Below are 16,227 nucleotides of genomic sequence, written 5' to 3'. Positions count from 1 at the left end.
ATTTGGTGCAAAGGTACATTATTTCTTAATAATTCAAGAATTTAAGTAACTTTTTTTGATGTCTTTCAGAATTAAAAGCATCTTTATTGATTATTGTTTAAAATTCTAATGGTTACGACGGTTTCTATGGTTAAAAAAATAGCAAAAACAATAAAAAAATTTATTTTTTCGTATCCAATATTAGAAGTTTTAGAATTCAAAATTGGCATCAAAAGCGCAAATGAGATTCCGATTTTTAAACAAGTTGCAAACAAGAAGGTAAATCCAACGTTATCAATACTTCTTTGTTTTACAAATAGCAATAACAAAATTATCACTACCGAACAAGATAAAAAGAAGCAATAAACTGTGGTTAAACTAAAATTAAAATGCTGATAATTTGGATTGTTTTGGTTGTAATAAAAAATTAAATTATGAATTCCAAAGCACAAAATTGCGGCAATAAATACTTCAAGCAGTGGTTGGAATTTCTTTAATTTCATAACAATCATGATTTATTAATATCTTTCAATTGCCTATTTATATTGTAAAAAGCAATTGCAACTCCTACTAATGTAAGGATTTTTACATAAATTGTATTTGAGTTTGGGTATTTGGCATCCAGCCAATTTCCAAGATAAGAAAACAAAAAAACAATAACTCCCATTTGGATTGGGATATTAATTAAAGCAAGCCACTTGCTGTTGTTTTGCTTTTTTGAATCTTTGTTGGATGGCATAAATTACTCTATTGAATTCATCAGGCAAGTTGCACTGAAGTCTGCGCCAGGTTCAACCGAAAGTTTGCTACATGTTACCTCTCCGCGAACGCTCGCATTTGTTTTTAAATTTAGTAATTCTGTCACTTGAATCTTACCTTCAAATTTTCCTTCAATGTCGGCATTTATACAAATAATATCTCCTTTTACACTTCCTGCTGGGCCAATTACAATTTTCCCGTTAGATTGAAAATTTCCAATTAAATGGCCATCAAGTCTGAAATCTGCAGGGGAAATAATATCTCCATTTATGGTAGTTCCTTCAACAATTCTGTTGGTTTTCCCTAATAAATCGGTATACGGCTTTGGGGTTTTACTAAACATAAATTTACTTTTTAGGCTTTTTAAATTCTTCTTTATTTATAGGCGTATTATTTAAAATCGGAGTGTTGTTCCCGCTGTTATTATTATCTGGCGGAGGAATACCTTCGTTTTTTTGAACTGGTAAATCTACAGGTATCGAAGTTTCCTTACTTGGTGTTTTTGCAGGTTCAATAGATGGGGTTACAGGCGTTTTTACAATAGGACTTGGAGCAACTACTGGCGCTACTAAATAGTCTTCAATGTTCTTATTGATTTGTACAACTTGATAATTATAATTAGTTATTATAATAGGTTTTTGTTGAATCTTATACTCTTTTTTGATTTTTAAAGAATCTGTTATTGCTTTTGAAAATTGCTCTGAAATAATTCCATGAATTACAATAAAATTATCTTCTGAATTATAAATATCGTCTGAAAAAGTCAACCGATCTAATTTATGATCGGCCACAAATTTTTTAATTTTATCACTTAATTCCTTTTTATTCTTATCATCGTTATAAGGAATTCTGTAAAGTATTTTCCAGGATTTAGGTGCAACGGCATAGAATTTAAAACTCTCTAAAACAGGAATATCTTTCTTAATTATTTCTTCGGCTTGCTTGCCTTCAATATTGTTTGGATAATTTAAAGCCACAAAATTCAAAGCCTTCTTATATTCTGCAACTCCTTTTAGTTTCCCTGTGGTGTTGGCTTTCAGTAATTCATATTTTGCAACTAATTCTTCGCCGTCATATTGATCTATTGCCGTTTCTAATTCATCATTTACGGTTCTATAATCTCCCAATTCATATAATTTATAGAGTTTGTTGTAAGCAGCTTCAGGCGTATCAAGAGCTGTAATTTCAGGATTCGTATTTCCTAAAATTTGAGCATATCTTGAATTTGGATATAGGCTAATAATTTTTGCCTTCATCGCTAAAGCCTTTTCTTTTTTGATGATTTCGTAAATTTTGTATAAATTATACATCGACGGAAGCACCAATCTCTCCTCAGGATCGTAATTCAATAATTGCTCTAATTTATTTGCTGCTAGCTGGTATTCCTTGAATTTTTCTTTATAAATCGACCCCAATTGGTAGTAAGCAAAGTTTCTTTCTCTTGTAATACTGTCAATCACCTTTTGGCTGGTTGGAAGGCCTTTTAAATAGAACGAAGCGGTGTATTTTTCTTCGATTTTATCCTCTTTAGCTATTGAAGGGTCTAAAGTTGGATCCATATTTAAATTTGGGTCAGTATTAGAATTCGTAGCAGCATCCGATGACAATCTCCAGTTATTTTTGTATGCGCGATTCCCCCAAGTTTTCTTAAACTGGAGTTTTCCATAAGCCACCGATTTTGAATTGTAGAAATAAAAATCACTTTCTTTGCCAACACTTGCTGATGCTTGAAAATTCATTGGCGGAGCTTCTGCTTTTTGACTTGCATTTTTCGCGTCTGTTCCACTTAGTGGCGGACCGCCGGCTGAATTATTGTTTTGTTTGTTCTTTTCGTCTGTTTTTGCGGCTAACATTTTCTTCAGATTGTCTTCTTTTTTTAATTTAAAAATGTACTTTTCATAATAGGCAATTCTGTCTAATTCCGACATTTTAAATACGTTAATCACGCTGTCGTTTCTATTGGCAATTCCCTCATATTTTATTACATCATCTAAATTTTCACGCTTCTTTTTAATAAATCTGAATTCACGTGATCTTGGTTTTAAATGAACTAATGTACTATCAAAATACTTCCCTGTAATTGGGTATTTTGCTTCCTTAAAATAAATATCTGCCAAGTTTCTATAATTCGAGGCAATGGTATAGGTGTCTCCTGTTTTTAGCTTTAAAGATTTGTTGTATTCTTTTTTCGCACTTCCGATTTTATTATTTTTATCATAATAAAGCGCTAAATGATGGTGAAGTACATCTAAGAATGGTCGGTTTTCTCTATCAGCAAGGAGTTTGTTAAATGTTTTTAGAAACGAAATCGAATCTGTTTTTTCATATCCAGCCAATTGCGCTTGATTGACTTTCGCATGAATTACATAAATTCTTGGAGATTTTCTTTTCATATCAATAACTGATTGATATGCAATAGACGCACTATCTTTATAACCTAGTTCTTGATAAATTTGGGCTAAAATAAAACGGTATCTTGCTTTTTCCTCTTTCGATTTTGTAAACTGAGTTGCTAATTTCAGGCTTGCAATTGCACTGTCTTTTTTTCCAACATTGATGAACGCCTGAGAAATTGTAGCATTTGCATCTGCTAAAACCTGCTTTTTTAGTCTGACATCTTTAAGAATATACTTTAGATTTTTTAATGCCAATTCATCGTTTTCCAATCGCATGTGGGTTTTCTCTCTCCAAATTCTTGCTTCAAGGATTTTATCACTGGTTGGCGATTTGTACAAAACATAATTAAAAGCTTCAAGTGCGGGAATAAATCTTTGGTCGTAATACCTTGTTTTACCTAACAATAAATGGGCCTCGTCCATCTGGTAGTTTCTCTCAATTCCATTGATATTCATGGAATGTTTTTGAATGGCTTTTGTAGCTTTGGTTTCGGCGCGTTCAAAATTGGTGTTTTTTGCAGTTTCAGGTTTGTCTTCTTCCTTGGTAACCTGCATTCTTTCTATAGGTAATAATTGCCAAAAGTTGTCTTTGTAAGTCCCTTTAACATCTGCAATCCCTTTATCTAATGCGATTTGACCATTGTATAAAATATTGTCTCGAGCGCTTAGGGCGTGCATATTTCTAGATACAAATGTGTCCCTTTTGGTAGAACAAGCTATCAATAAAAGCAGAAAACCTAGGGTGAACGAATATTTAAATATAGTGTTTTTCAATTTGAAATGTTTTATTCTTTAACTAAAAAATCTTGATTTTAGTATATAACACGTAAAAATACACTTCTTTTTGATACTAGAAAAGGTTCGGTGGGTTTTTTGGAAAACTAATTGTGCATTAGAATAAGTATTAACCTTACAGGTTTTGAAAACGCTTTGGTTTGTTTAAATTAATTCACGAAGGTTTCTTGAAGGCCTTTTTTTGCTTTTGTAGTTTCTTTTTCGGTTGGATTTCCTAAAACTTTGATGATTATATATCTGTCAAATGTTCTAATTTAGTCACTTTTTCAAGTTTTAATTTTAATTCTTGAATTTCAGAATTTTTATCTTTGACCTCCATTTGAAAATATTTTAAACTTGTAAATAAATATATTAAGATCAATACATTTCTTATTTGAATAGAATTAAATTCATTCCAGAAGTTTAATTTGCTTGAAACCCATAAAACTCCAAATAATATAAGTGCCAGAGTAGAAATTATTTTTAATGTTTTTTTCATCTTGATTAGGTTTTAGTTGCTTTTTTCAATTGGAACGACTGTGCTTTTTACTCTTTTGGTCGCTTTGTCAAGTCAATGTTAAAGTTTGCGTTAATGATTAATCCATTATTATTTTGGAAAACACTTTGTCCATTTATTTGTCTGCCAAACTGTAGTGTTTGATTTAAATATCCGCCTTCAATTCTCACATTTTTGTTAAAACGAAAACCTATTAATGCGCCTATTCTATTTTGGTCAAAAATATTAGCGCTTACATTTTCCCCAAAGCCAATAAAAATTTCATCATAAAGAGCAACATAAGGAGTTTTATCTTTCGTTTCCTTGCCAATTAATGGCATTTGAAGCCTAAATAGGTATCTTAATCTGTTTAAAAGCGGAAATTCATCCTCGGTAATTTGATTTGTTGAACTATATCTACCTACAAATCTTTGTTCTAACATAAATCGATGAGAGAAGTCTATTATTCCTTCTTTATGCGAAAGTTGAACCATTTCAAAAATTCTATGTTCTGTAAAATCCCTGCCTAATCCATTGATTGGGTATTCACCATACGGAAAAGTTTCTATCCAAGCATAACCTACTCTGAAAAGTATTCTCGGATTTAAATTGTAGTTTAAGCCAACTCTTAAAAGACTTTGTTGCCAATCTGTAACTGTGTTGTCTCTACGCCATTGGTATTCGGTATGTATGCCAAATTTTTCAGACACTTTAAATGTTCCAAAATAGTTATACCACCCGATGCTATTACTTGTATTCAATCGGTTGCTTTGCCCATAGACAGGAACGCCAATGAGTAAATAAGCCGTAAAAAAGAAAAAGATTCTCAATTTCATATATTCATTTTTCAAAAGGCTACTCTTAAATGGTTTTGAAAACTTGTCAGGTTTAAAGTTAAGTGTGTAACGAGGGCACGTCAAAATTAAACTGCAAAAAAAGCTTCTAATTCCTTTAAAGTTTCTGCCGAAGTCACAATGTCTTTTACAATTTCCCCTTTGTTTAAAGCTACAATTCGGTCGCAAACCTCAACGGTGTGTTGCAAATCATGGCTAGAAACCAAAACCGTAATCTCAGGATTTTCGGCCAATTCTTTAATGATTTTCTTTAATCGACTTACCGTTGTTGGGTCTAAATTGGCAAACGGTTCGTCCAAAATGACCACTTTGGGGTTGCCAATTAGCGTCGCAATAATGCCCACTTTTTTCTGATTCCCTTTTGATAAATCGCGTAAATATTTTTTATTTCTTAAGATTTCATCATTGAAAAATTCTTCGTGTTTTAAAAGCAACGCATTCACATCGGCTTTGTTTTGCCCGCGGATGTCGCCAATAAAATAAAAGTATTCTTCTGCGGTTAGGTAACCAATTAAAAACGATTCGTCAAGGAAAGCAGCGGTGAACGGCTTCCAATCTTCACTGGTGCTCACTTGAATTTCATTATTTGTTAATGTCCCAGTGGTAGGTTGGATTAAATCCAAAAGCAAACTGAAAAAAGTAGTTTTCCCAGCGCCATTGTTTCCTACTAAACCAAAGCTTTGGCCTTTTGGGATTTCTAAATTTGGTATGTTTAATACGGTAGTTCCGTTGTATGTTTTTGAAAGTTGAGTTACTTGTATCATTAAAAAAAGTTTATTCGGTTGTTTGATAATTTGTTTAATCGATTAATTTTCTTCTTGTTTAAATCCGTTTAAAGTGGCGTATTTTCTAGTTTGATATCCTTTGGTGATGAAATTCATCAACGTATTTCTGAGAAGCAACCCAATAAATCCAATGACTGCAATAGCGATAATAGCCGTTTCAGCATTGAATAGCTCCGAGAAAATAAAGAAAATAAGTCCTGGAATTAGAAATATTGGCAAACCAACAATCCATTGAGCGGCACCGGTTCCTTGGTAATTCATGAAAGGTGATTTTTCCAAATCGATCCGCTTCACATTAAAAGAACCCGCAAACATTAGAACGGGAATGTTGATTCCTAAATTATAAACAGCGCACGCCAAATTAGTCGCTAATACATTCCAGCCAAAATAAACGTAGGGCGTGGTTAATAAAGCTAAAACAACTACCGAAAATGACATTAAGCCTACTTTGGAGTCTAAATATTTTCGGAAAGTAATGTTTTGTGATAGCATCATTCCAAAATAACTAGAATCCCATGAGGGGATAAATTGACCGAAATTGACCATAAATATTCCCGACATTAAAAGCCCAACTACAACATAAATAAAGGAAACATCATTATATATAGGATTGTTGTAAATCATTAGCCCGTAAAGCAAAAAAATAAATGACATAAAAACTGTTGTTCGCGGTCTTTTATTTCTCCAAATTAATTTTAAATCCAATTGCAAAAAGGGTGCAATTTCTCCGAAGCGTTTGGTCCAACTTAAATCGGTGGTTTTCGCTTCTTTGATTTTTGTTTTTAAAGTATTGTCTAAATAAAAATTGCTTTTTAGATAATTAAAATTCCAAAAATACAAACCGGCCAAAAGCAAAATAGGCGCTAGGACTAGAATTGGATTTAGCAATAAACTATTTAAAATAGTTCCCGTGAAACTGCTGATTTTGAAAATTTCGAAATATTCTAAACCTGCAAAAGTTCCACCTAATATTGCAAAAACTAAAAAGGCTATTATATTATCGGCAAATTTCTTTTTGATCAAAAAGTTGGCATAGTTGACACATAAAACCAAAATATAAAGTGTGAACATCCAAATTAAAACCGAAGCAGTGACAGCATTTCCCTCAATTATAGTGGTTATTCCAAAGGGCAGAATCACCAATAATGGGAATAAATTATAAATTGAAAAAACGCTTTTCAGTAAAACATAATGGATTACTTTTTCTCTTTTAACAGGCAAAATTAATAACGGCTTGATATTCATAACCGGCAAGCTTTGCATGAAAAAACGAAAAATTAATTCGATGGCCAACCAAAAAATGACTACGTTATTGACCAATTGAATGGGTTTTTGATTGGGGAAACTTTCATGAAGAAGTGGGTAAAGTGCTATCCCTAAAACTAGAAAGGAAAGGATAAAATACAACGCAATAAATCCTAAAAATATTTTTAGCGCGATACTCTTTCCAACACTTGCCGAGCGCAAAAAAGATTTTAATTGGAGATTGATAAAGTGTTTAAACATAAAATTATAGGTTTATAATAATTCGATAAATATAGGAAAATTATTGATTGGAGAATTGATAATTCATCAAGCAATTAAGATATTTATATCACTAAACTTGTGCTGTATATAAATACTGACAAATATCATTTTCAGAAACCTAATTCGTTTGCTATCTTTGCCAAAAAATAAATCAATGTCGTCATTTTATAAATTAAACATTAAAGAAGTAAAACGCGAAACTAAAGACGCCGTTTCTATTCTATTTAATGTTCCCGCAGAATTACAATCCAACTATAAATTCGTGGCTGGGCAATACCTCAACATAAAACTAACTTTAGACGGGGAAGAAATTCGTCGTGCCTATTCTATTTGTTCTTCACCAGAAAGTGGCGAATTGAGAATTGCAGTCAAAGCAGTTAAAAACGGATTGTTTTCGCAATTTGCTAATGCAAAATTAAAAGCGGGAGATGTGCTAGAAGTGGGAAGTCCGGAAGGAAAATTCACCTTCGAACCTCAACACGATCGCCAAAAAAATTACGCGGCTTTTGCAGCTGGTAGCGGAATCACACCAATTATGTCTATTGCAAAAAGCGTTTTAACCAGCGAGCCAAAAAGTACTTTTGTATTGGTTTACGGAAATAAATCTCCTGAAGAAACTATTTTTCACCAAGAATTAAACGACTTACAATCACAATATGTGGGGCGCTTTTTTGTACATTATTCTTACACAGAAGCGAAAGTTGAAAACGAACTTTTTGGCCGAATTGAGAAATCGACAGTGAATTTTGTCTTGAACAACAAACACAAAGAATTGACATTTGATAAATTCTATTTGTGCGGACCGGAAGAAATGATCAACACCGTTTCAACTGTTTTAAAAGAGCAAAATGTTTCTGAAAAAAATATAAAATTCGAACTTTTTACCAGTGCTACTTCTGAAAATAAAATTCATGAATCATTAGGAGGTCATTCTAAAATCACCATTTTAGTGGACGATGAAGAAACCACTTTTGAAATGTCGCAAAAGCAAACCATTCTAGACGCGGCTTTGAAACAAGGAATTGACGCTCCCTATTCTTGCCAAGGCGGAATTTGTAGCAGCTGTATGGCGAGAGTAACTGTGGGAACTGCTGAAATGAAGAAAAATTCTATTCTTACCGATAAAGAATTGGCCGAAGGATTGGTTTTAACTTGTCAAGCACATCCCACATCGGATACGATTTTTGTTGACTTCGACGACGTTTAAGTGATTGCAGATTTTAAAAACTAAAGTTGATTTTTGAATTTGCTATTGAATGACTTTTTCAACTATACTTTCCGGAGAAATAGTTCTCATTGCGTCTTCGTAACCTACTACTTTTTTATTTCCATAAATGGATGTTGGTAGTTTTGGGTACAAATTTCTATCGGAAACCAAGCTATTTTCTTCGGGCTGATGGAACGGAGAAAATCCTAAATATGGATGCGTTGCTCCCCAAAGAGTGATTGTTTTTACTCCTAAAATAGCTGCGATATGTCCGTTGCCAGAATCCATGGATAGCATGACGTCTAAATTACTGATGAGCTGAATTTCTTGGTTGAATTTCAATTTTCCAGCAACAGAAATTACGTTTTTATGCGATTTAGAAATCAATTCTAATGCTTCGATTTCCTTTTTTCCACCACCAAAAAGTAGAATTCTATAGTTTGTTTTTTCAACCAATTGATGAATAACTTTTTGCATTAAATCCAAAGGATACGCTTTAGAATCATGCTGAGCAAATGGCGCAATCCCAATCCATTTTTCAATTTTATCACCCACAACAGATAAAATTTCTGATGCCAATTTCGATTTCTCAGGAAAAGTTGGATTCAATAACTCTATTGGAAAACCAAGTGTTGAAAACACATTTGCATGTCTTTCAAAAACAGTTGGAAGTGGTCTTAAAATTTTATTCACCGGGCGAGTTACTTCCTTTTTTTCTTTTCTTCCTTTATCGGTGAAAGCCACTTTTTTTCCGCTCAAGGCAAATAAACCTCTGATTACTTTTGATCGCAATACGTTATGTAAATCGGCAAAAGCATCGATTTTACTTTTTCGTAGTTCTAGGAAAAAACGAAATAATCCTAGAAAACCCTTGTGTTTTCCTTTTTTATCGAATGACAAAAAGGTAACATTCGGAATATCATTAAATAAAGGTTGGAAAAAAGGATTTGAAATAACGGTGATTTTAACGTAGGGGTATTTTTCGATAAAAGCCCTTAAAACAGGAACCGTCATGGCAACATCTCCCATTGCGGAGAGTCTCATGACGGCTATATGTTCAATTGGTTTTGACAATTTAAAGTGTCAATTATTTTTTATTCTGATACAAAACAGGATTTAAATCATCGTCGTTGTACATTTTCATTTGCTTGTACACTTTCATGAATTTATCACCATTTTCAAAGTCAAGTAGCAATTCCTCAATTGCAGTTGAAAGATCCGTTCTTTGTTCTAAAAGTACGTTTAATTTTTCTTGACATTTTTGACGGTGCTCTGCAGAAGCCTCTTCACGAGTTGCTTCTTCATTCATATGATAAATTTTCAAAGCTAGAATTGACAATCTATCAAATGCCCAAGCGGGACTTTCTGAATTGATTTTTGCACCAGTTTTTACGGTAACATGGGTGTATTTTTGTAGGAAATAGCTATCGATGTATTCCACCATGTCCGTACGCTCTTGGTTTGAAGCATCAATTCTTCTTTTTAACGTTAGCGCTGCAACTGGATCTATATTTGGGTCACGAATAATGTCTTCAAAATGCCATTGAACAGTATCAATCCAATTTTTGTGATACAACAAATGCTCAAATTTATCTTTCGGAAAAGGGTTATTAATTGGTTGATCTACATTATCAAATTGATGATAATCTTGAATACTTTGTTCAAATACTGAATAAGCTAATTTTGAAAACATATCTTTGTTATTTAAAAGGCAAAGATACTTTTTATACTTTTAACGTTGAAATATTAATACCAATTTTATGAAAATTCATCATTTATCTGAAAAAAATAGCGTTCTAAATCATTTTCTAGTAGAAATTAGAGATGTAAACATTCAAAAAGACCGCCTTAGATTTAGAAGAAACATAGAACGAATTGGCGAAATTATGGCCTACGAAATAAGTAAGGAATTGCAATACAAAAATTGTGATATTTCCACTCCTTTAGGAGTTAAAAATAGCTCAAAGTTAAATGATAAAATAGTGATTTGCTCCATATTAAGAGCTGGTTTAACCTTACACAACGGGTTTTTGAATTATTTTGATGGTGCAGAAAACGGTTTTATATCTGCTTATCGATTTCATCCAAATAACGATGATAACTTTGAAATAAAAGTAGAATACGAAGCCGTTTCAGAGATCAACGATTCCAATTTAATTTTGGTAGATCCAATGTTGGCAACCGGACAATCTATAGTTGCAGTGTTTAATAAATTAATTACTAAAGGAACTCCTAAAGAAATTCATTTGGCTGTAGTTATCGCCGCACCAGAAGGTATAAAATACTTAGAATCGCAATTGCCACATAATTGTCACCTTTGGATTGCTTCTATAGATGAGAAGCTAAACGAGAAAAATTATATCATTCCAGGACTTGGCGATGCAGGTGATTTGGCTTTTGGAACTAAATTATAACTGAGAGAAAAACGAAAATAAACTACAACCCACCACTGCCAAAAAAAACAATTCAGTCTTGGCTTTTGATTGCGGCGTTTCTACAAAAATAGTCATTGCAAAAGCCAACGGCACAAATGTAAACAGCAAAATGTCGTTACTTTTATTTGGTGAAAACACAAAAACCAATAGTCCTATAAAAAAAGCGGCTATGATTTTCTTGTACGTTGAGTGTAGAATTATTGGTCGGCTGGAAATAGTAAGACCTAAATTAGCAATGAAAAATAACGAAATTGGGGCAAAAAGGGAAAGCGCCAAGTTTTGATAATTATTGATAAAATAATTGATTTCAAAATTACTTTCAGAATTTGCAATTATTTTTTGAATATTATTTGCTTCAAAAACTAAATCAAAAAAGAACAACAACACAAACGAAATAAAGAAGGCAATAAAAGGTAAAAACCACGTTCGATAATCTCGCGCAGCGTGAAAGAGAATGCTAATAAAAACTAATATTAAAAAAAGAATACTCCAAAAGTGAAATAAAGAAGCCACAAATACCCACAATGAAGCATCAAATATTTTTTCTTTTTGAGATTTTGAAGATTGTAACGAGAAAAGTCTTCTGAGCGCTAAAAGAATAAAAAAGTTGGCTAAAAACAACTTAGAATTATCCATTACTGAAGGAAAGAAAAGCAGCAAAAGCAAATAAAACAATATCATGAAAGCACTGTCTTTGCTGAGTCCGTTCTTTTTTATGATGAAATTTCCAATGAAAAAACAGGCAAAAATCAATATAAATAACATTGCTTTTTTAGCAAGTAAACCAAATGAAAAAACAGTTCCAACTTGATGAAATTGAGTAGTTAAAAAGAAAAATAATAGCATTAAAAAAACAAATGCAAAATTTATTGGTGTAGATTTCTTAAAAAGACTTGTAATCATATGGATATTTTATACTTTTGCAAATGTAAATATAATACTTGAACAAAGATGAAAGCATTTTTTGAAGGAATACAATGGTTATTTGAAAACATTTTTTTCATTCCACAAAATTATTTAAGAGAATTAGAATTAGAAAATTGGTTTGCTGCCAATATAATTAATTGGATTTTCTTAATTATTTGCACGGCTGCAATGGTTTATTGGATCAAACAATTGCAATTACACAAAGCTAATAACGAAGAATATCAAGATACAACTGCTCATTCTTTCTTCAAATAAAATCCAACAAAGGATTTATTAAAGATCGAAACCGATATCTTTTCTAAAATACATCGTATCGAAATGTAGTTTTTCTATATTTTGATACGATTTTTTTATGGCCTCTTCAAAATTCTCTCCCAATGATGTTACCGCCAAAACTCTTCCTCCATTCGTAATTATGGTCTCGCCATCTTTCTTGGTTCCCGCATGAAAAACTATAGAATCAGTAACGTTTTCTATTCCTGAAATCACTTTCCCATTTACATATTCTTCAGGATAACCTCCAGAAACTACCATAATAGTTGCTGCACTTTTATCGGTTACCTTTAAATTAATTTCATTCAGTTTTTCATTGGCAACAGCCTGAAACAATTCTACTAAATCCGATTCTAATCTTGGAATTACCACTTCCGTTTCAGGATCGCCCATTCTTACATTGTATTCAATTACAATTGGCTCTCCTTTTACGTTAATTAATCCAATAAAAACAAACCCTTTGTATTGAATTTTGTCTTTTTTCAAACCTTCAATTGTGGGTTTAACAATTCTATTTTCGATTTTTTCAAGTAAGATTGCATCCGCAAATGGAACTGGTGAAACAGCTCCCATTCCGCCAGTATTTAATCCTGTATCTCCTTCGCCAATTCGCTTGTAATCTTTTGCTGTAGGTAAAATTTTATAATTTTTACCGTCTGTCAATACAAAGCAGCTTAATTCTATACCGTCTAAAAATTCTTCAATTACCACTTTTGAACTGGCTTCTCCGAATTTTGCATCCACTAACATATTTCTTAATTCCTGTTTGGCTTCCGCTAAATCATTAATTATCAAAACGCCTTTTCCAGCTGCTAATCCATCTGCCTTTAGAACGTATGGCGGTTGGAGCGCCTCTAAAAATGCACATCCTTTTTCCACCGTTTCCTTTGTAAAACTATCGTAACCAGCTGTAGGAATATTGTGTTTTACAAGAAATTCTTTAGCAAATTCTTTACTTCCCTCCAGTTGCGCACCTTTTTTTGAAGGTCCAATAACGGGTATATGATTTAAATCGGCATCGTTTTGGAAAAAATCGAAAATCCCTTTAACTAATGGGTCTTCAGGGCCTACAACTACCATTTCTATTTTTTCGCTCAAGGCAAATGATTTAATCGCTTCGAAATCAGTGATTTTTAAGTTCACATTAGTAGCAATACTGTTTGTTCCAGCGTTTCCTGGTGCTACAAATAATTTCGTGCACTTATTGCTCTGAAGCATTTTCCATGCAAGTGCGTGTTCTCTTCCTCCTGAACCTAGTAATAAAATAGTCATTTTGTTGTGATTGTTGTGTGGTGCAAAAATAATTTCTTTTGAGTTTAAATTGGCATTAAAACTCAAAAAAATAAAAGTCTTTTAAATTAATTGTTGAAACTAAATGAAATTTGTAAAAAGGAAAGCTTTAATACGCCTTTTTTTCGCCTTTTAAGATATTGATAACTGTTTGGACAATTATCTTTAAATCTAGAATTAGCGACCAGTTATCGATGTAGAAAACGTCAAATTTAATTCGGTTGATCATATCTTCATCCGATTCTATTTCGCCACGGAAACCTTTTACTTGAGCTAATCCAGTGATTCCTGGCTTTACATAGTGGCGAACCATGTATTTTTTTATTTTACTTCCGTAAGATTTATTTTGTGACCATAAATGCGGTCTTGGGCCTACAACAGACATGTCTCCAAACAAAACATTGATAAATTGAGGCAATTCATCCATGCTGGTTTTTCTCATAAACTTACCGGTTTTGGTAACCCTAGGATCATTTTTTGAGGCTTCCGATTCCGTGTCTTCATTTAATTTCATAGAACGGAACTTATAGCAATAAAATTCATTTTCTTCTAAACCAGGTCGGCCTTGTTTAAAAAATACTGGGCCTTTTGATTCTAATTTTATTAAAATTGCCAAAATCGGAACGATCCATGAAAGCAGAAAAATAATTACCAATAATGAAAATACAATATCAAAAATTCGTTTAATAGTTTTAATTGAAGGCTCGTGCAAAATTGTTTTTTGCATAGTTAATACCGGAAACATTTCTAAGTAATTTATTTTTAAATTCTTAGAGAAGATCTCTTTTGAGCCTGGAATAAATTTGATGTTTATATTATTTGTGTCAGCAAATTCAACCATATCTATGGTTTGATCGTTGGTCATTTCTTCCAAAGAACTAAATATTTCGTCTACTTTATTATTAAGAATATACGTTTTTAAATCTTCTAAATTTCCTGAAATCTCTGGCGATTTACTTTTATTTGAATAATAGCCTAAAAATCGATATCCATAGTCGACTCTATCTTCAAAAAGTTCTTTTAGCCGAATAGATTCTTCGGTATGGCCAATAATTACTACGTTTCTATAATTACTTCCTGTGATTATTCTGTATTTTTTTAAATAATAAAATAACAGAAATTTAAATATGGTAATTAATATAGTGAAAAAAAGCACATAAAATAAAACTGCTTTTTCATTAAAAACAACTTCTTGAGTAAACGGATAATAGGCAATTATCAATAATGAAAACAGGGAACATTGCTTTAAAATTTTAGTGATTATTTCTACGGGAGTGGTAAATCTATATACGTCATAAAATTTTATTAGGAAGGCAATTACCGACCAAGAAATTAGTAAATAAGCTATATAAGCATTGAATTTAGAAACCAATCCTTCAAAAAAATAAATCCCCAAAACAGCTATTACTAATAAGTCAAATACAATACTTATTGGTCTTATATATTTTGAATATCTACTTGATTGAGCTGCCGTCATGCTATTTTATATAACCTGAAAAATCTTTGTGTTCTTCTTTCAACAACTCCTCTTTTGAAAGCGATTTGAAATATTCATAGGTGATTTTCATTCCCTCTTCTCTGGAAACTTTTGCTTCCCACCCAAGAAGATTTTTCGCTTTAGTAGTGTCTGGTTGGCGTTGTAACGGGTCATTAACAGGAAGTGGATGATAGACTACCTTTTGACTGGTTCCCGTTAATTTAATGATTTCTTCAGCAAAATCTTTAATGGTAATTTCGTCTGGATTACCAATATTCACCGGGTAAACATAATCGGAATGAAGTAATCTAAAAATTCCTTCTACCTGATCGTCTACATAACAGAAAGAACGGGTTTGCATTCCATCTCCAAAAATAGTTAAATCTTCACCTCTTAAAGCTTGACCAATAAATGCTGGAATAACTCTTCCGTCATTCAATCTCATTCTAGGTCCATAAGTGTTGAAAATTCTTACAATTCTTGTTTCTACACCGTGAAAAGTGTGGTAAGCCATTGTTATTGATTCTTGGAAACGTTTTGCTTCGTCATAAACGCCTCTTGGGCCTATTGTGTTTACGTTTCCGTAATATTCTTCTGTTTGTGGATGTATTAAAGGGTCTCCATATACCTCCGAAGTGGAAGCGATTAGAATTCTAGCATTTTTTACTCGCGCTAAACCTAAAAGATTGTGTGTTCCCAGAGAGCCCACTTTTAAGGTTTGAATTGGAATTTTTAAATAATCTATTGGACTGGCTGGTGAAGCGAAGTGTAAAATATAATGTAATTCTCCAGGAATATGAACAAATTTAGTGATGTCGTGGTGGTAAAATTCAAAATGTTCGAGTTTAAAAAGGTGCTCGATATTTCTTAAATCTCCCGTAATTAGGTTATCCATTCCGATAACATGGTACCCTTCTTTAATAAAACGATCACATAGGTGGGAGCCTAAAAACCCAGCGGCTCCTGTAATTAAAATTCTTTTCATATTTGGATTCGATTTCGTTTTACTTGATATTGTATTTTAAACGTTAAAATTATTATAATATTA

General features: G+C 32.5%; 17 protein-coding genes. 3 read left to right on the top strand and 14 right to left on the bottom strand.

The window, feature by feature from the left end; genetic code table 11:
* Positions 1 to 83 precede the first annotated feature (83 nt).
* The 8 genes from AC9UFV_RS02700 to AC9UFV_RS02665 form a co-directional block, all read right to left on the bottom strand.
* Positions 84 to 482 (bottom strand): hypothetical protein, encoded by a 399-nt coding sequence (locus AC9UFV_RS02700; protein ID WP_509572509.1) that lies wholly within the window; start codon positions 480 to 482, stop codon positions 84 to 86.
* A gap of 5 nt (positions 483 to 487) precedes the next feature.
* Positions 488 to 718, bottom strand: a complete 231-nt coding sequence (locus tag AC9UFV_RS02695) for an AtpZ/AtpI family protein (protein WP_509572507.1) — start codon at positions 716 to 718, stop codon at positions 488 to 490.
* Positions 719 to 721: 3 nt separating this feature from the next.
* Entirely contained in the window at positions 722 to 1,081 is a 360-nt protein-coding gene (locus AC9UFV_RS02690) for a bactofilin family protein (protein ID WP_509572505.1), read from the bottom strand.
* Positions 1,082 to 1,085: 4 nt separating this feature from the next.
* Positions 1,086 to 3,857 carry a type IX secretion system periplasmic lipoprotein PorW/SprE gene (porW, locus tag AC9UFV_RS02685; protein ID WP_509572553.1) on the bottom strand — a complete coding sequence of 924 codons (2,772 nt, stop codon included), beginning with the start codon at positions 3,855 to 3,857 and terminating at the stop codon, positions 1,086 to 1,088.
* A gap of 301 nt (positions 3,858 to 4,158) precedes the next feature.
* Positions 4,159 to 4,407, bottom strand: coding sequence for a hypothetical protein (locus AC9UFV_RS02680; protein WP_509572503.1), 249 nt, complete (start codon positions 4,405 to 4,407; stop codon positions 4,159 to 4,161).
* A gap of 47 nt (positions 4,408 to 4,454) precedes the next feature.
* Complete coding sequence (locus AC9UFV_RS02675; RefSeq protein ID WP_509572501.1) at positions 4,455 to 5,240, bottom strand: DUF2490 domain-containing protein; 786 nt, start codon at positions 5,238 to 5,240, stop codon at positions 4,455 to 4,457.
* 86 nt (positions 5,241 to 5,326) lie between these two features.
* Positions 5,327 to 6,022, bottom strand: coding sequence for an ABC transporter ATP-binding protein (locus AC9UFV_RS02670; RefSeq protein WP_509572499.1), 696 nt, complete (start codon positions 6,020 to 6,022; stop codon positions 5,327 to 5,329).
* A 42-nt stretch (positions 6,023 to 6,064) separates the two neighbouring features.
* Positions 6,065 to 7,549: a DUF5687 family protein gene (locus tag AC9UFV_RS02665; protein WP_509572497.1), complete on the bottom strand. Its 1,485-nt coding sequence runs from the start codon at positions 7,547 to 7,549 to the stop codon at positions 6,065 to 6,067.
* A 175-nt stretch (positions 7,550 to 7,724) separates the two neighbouring features.
* Here AC9UFV_RS02665 and AC9UFV_RS02660 point away from each other — a divergent pair, with 175 nt between their 5' ends.
* Positions 7,725 to 8,777: a 2Fe-2S iron-sulfur cluster-binding protein gene (locus AC9UFV_RS02660; RefSeq protein ID WP_509572495.1), complete on the top strand. Its 1,053-nt coding sequence runs from the start codon at positions 7,725 to 7,727 to the stop codon at positions 8,775 to 8,777.
* Positions 8,778 to 8,819: 42 nt separating this feature from the next.
* On the opposite strand, the gene AC9UFV_RS02655 is transcribed toward AC9UFV_RS02660, so the two are convergent.
* Together AC9UFV_RS02655 and AC9UFV_RS02650 are read right to left on the bottom strand one after the other, a co-directional pair.
* Positions 8,820 to 9,821 carry a glycosyltransferase family 9 protein gene (locus AC9UFV_RS02655; RefSeq protein ID WP_509572493.1) on the bottom strand — a complete coding sequence of 334 codons (1,002 nt, stop codon included), beginning with the start codon at positions 9,819 to 9,821 and terminating at the stop codon, positions 8,820 to 8,822.
* A gap of 43 nt (positions 9,822 to 9,864) precedes the next feature.
* Positions 9,865 to 10,470 (bottom strand): DUF4254 domain-containing protein, encoded by a 606-nt coding sequence (locus AC9UFV_RS02650; RefSeq protein WP_509572491.1) that lies wholly within the window; start codon positions 10,468 to 10,470, stop codon positions 9,865 to 9,867.
* 67 nt (positions 10,471 to 10,537) lie between these two features.
* Between AC9UFV_RS02650 and upp the strand changes: the two genes are divergently transcribed.
* Positions 10,538 to 11,191, top strand: a complete 654-nt coding sequence (gene upp, locus AC9UFV_RS02645; protein ID WP_509572489.1) for a uracil phosphoribosyltransferase — start codon at positions 10,538 to 10,540, stop codon at positions 11,189 to 11,191.
* On the opposite strand, the gene AC9UFV_RS02640 is transcribed toward upp, so the two are convergent.
* The gene (locus AC9UFV_RS02640) at positions 11,186 to 12,115 is read right to left on the bottom strand and encodes a DUF6427 family protein (protein WP_509572487.1); all 930 of its coding nucleotides are present in this window, start codon (positions 12,113 to 12,115) and stop codon (positions 11,186 to 11,188) included. The genes upp and AC9UFV_RS02640 overlap by 6 nt on opposite strands.
* 48 nt (positions 12,116 to 12,163) lie before the next feature.
* On the opposite strand from AC9UFV_RS02640, the gene AC9UFV_RS02635 reads away from it, so the two are divergent.
* Positions 12,164 to 12,394, top strand: a complete 231-nt coding sequence (locus AC9UFV_RS02635; RefSeq protein WP_509572485.1) for a DUF6341 family protein — start codon at positions 12,164 to 12,166, stop codon at positions 12,392 to 12,394.
* An 18-nt stretch (positions 12,395 to 12,412) separates the two neighbouring features.
* Here AC9UFV_RS02635 and purD read toward each other — a convergent pair whose 3' ends face one another.
* The 3 genes from purD to AC9UFV_RS02620 all read right to left on the bottom strand — a co-directional run bounded on the left by purD (position 12,413) and on the right by AC9UFV_RS02620 (position 16,164).
* Positions 12,413 to 13,684, bottom strand: a complete 1,272-nt coding sequence (gene purD, locus AC9UFV_RS02630) for a phosphoribosylamine--glycine ligase (protein WP_509572483.1) — start codon at positions 13,682 to 13,684, stop codon at positions 12,413 to 12,415.
* A gap of 127 nt (positions 13,685 to 13,811) precedes the next feature.
* A complete protein-coding gene (locus AC9UFV_RS02625; RefSeq protein ID WP_509572481.1) occupies positions 13,812 to 15,179 on the bottom strand; it encodes an undecaprenyl-phosphate glucose phosphotransferase in 1,368 nt (455 codons plus the stop codon).
* Between the two features lies 1 nt (position 15,180).
* Positions 15,181 to 16,164 (bottom strand): UDP-glucuronic acid decarboxylase family protein, encoded by a 984-nt coding sequence (locus AC9UFV_RS02620; RefSeq protein ID WP_509572479.1) that lies wholly within the window; start codon positions 16,162 to 16,164, stop codon positions 15,181 to 15,183.
* Between the last annotated feature and the right edge of the window lie 63 nt (positions 16,165 to 16,227).

Origin of the sequence: Flavobacterium sp. (assembly GCF_044349645.1) — a bacterium.
In the GTDB taxonomy this organism is placed as follows: domain Bacteria; phylum Bacteroidota; class Bacteroidia; order Flavobacteriales; family Flavobacteriaceae; genus Flavobacterium.
Note: the sequence above shows the minus strand (reverse complement) of the source record. Positions and strands in the feature narration are given on the sequence as shown.

Excerpts from the sequence above, each read along its gene's own strand:
- AC9UFV_RS02650 (WP_509572491.1), bottom strand. The coding sequence starts at position 10,470 with ATGTTTTCAAAATTAGCTTATTCAGTATTTGAACAAAGTATTCAAGAT.
- AC9UFV_RS02635 (WP_509572485.1), top strand. The coding sequence starts at position 12,164 with ATGAAAGCATTTTTTGAAGGAATACAATGGTTATTTGAAAACATTTTT.
- AC9UFV_RS02670 (WP_509572499.1), bottom strand. The coding sequence starts at position 6,022 with ATGATACAAGTAACTCAACTTTCAAAAACATACAACGGAACTACCGTA.
- AC9UFV_RS02695 (WP_509572507.1), bottom strand. The coding sequence starts at position 718 with ATGCCATCCAACAAAGATTCAAAAAAGCAAAACAACAGCAAGTGGCTT.
- AC9UFV_RS02660 (WP_509572495.1), top strand. The coding sequence starts at position 7,725 with ATGTCGTCATTTTATAAATTAAACATTAAAGAAGTAAAACGCGAAACT.
- AC9UFV_RS02665 (WP_509572497.1), bottom strand. The coding sequence starts at position 7,549 with ATGTTTAAACACTTTATCAATCTCCAATTAAAATCTTTTTTGCGCTCG.
- AC9UFV_RS02655 (WP_509572493.1), bottom strand. The coding sequence starts at position 9,821 with ATGAGACTCTCCGCAATGGGAGATGTTGCCATGACGGTTCCTGTTTTA.
- upp (WP_509572489.1), top strand. The coding sequence starts at position 10,538 with ATGAAAATTCATCATTTATCTGAAAAAAATAGCGTTCTAAATCATTTT.
- AC9UFV_RS02700 (WP_509572509.1), bottom strand. The coding sequence starts at position 482 with ATGAAATTAAAGAAATTCCAACCACTGCTTGAAGTATTTATTGCCGCA.
- AC9UFV_RS02680 (WP_509572503.1), bottom strand. The coding sequence starts at position 4,407 with ATGAAAAAAACATTAAAAATAATTTCTACTCTGGCACTTATATTATTT.
- AC9UFV_RS02640 (WP_509572487.1), bottom strand. The coding sequence starts at position 12,115 with ATGATTACAAGTCTTTTTAAGAAATCTACACCAATAAATTTTGCATTT.
- AC9UFV_RS02690 (WP_509572505.1), bottom strand. The coding sequence starts at position 1,081 with ATGTTTAGTAAAACCCCAAAGCCGTATACCGATTTATTAGGGAAAACC.
- AC9UFV_RS02625 (WP_509572481.1), bottom strand. The coding sequence starts at position 15,179 with ATGACGGCAGCTCAATCAAGTAGATATTCAAAATATATAAGACCAATA.
- AC9UFV_RS02620 (WP_509572479.1), bottom strand. The coding sequence starts at position 16,164 with ATGAAAAGAATTTTAATTACAGGAGCCGCTGGGTTTTTAGGCTCCCAC.
- purD (WP_509572483.1), bottom strand. The coding sequence starts at position 13,684 with ATGACTATTTTATTACTAGGTTCAGGAGGAAGAGAACACGCACTTGCA.
- AC9UFV_RS02675 (WP_509572501.1), bottom strand. The coding sequence starts at position 5,240 with ATGAAATTGAGAATCTTTTTCTTTTTTACGGCTTATTTACTCATTGGC.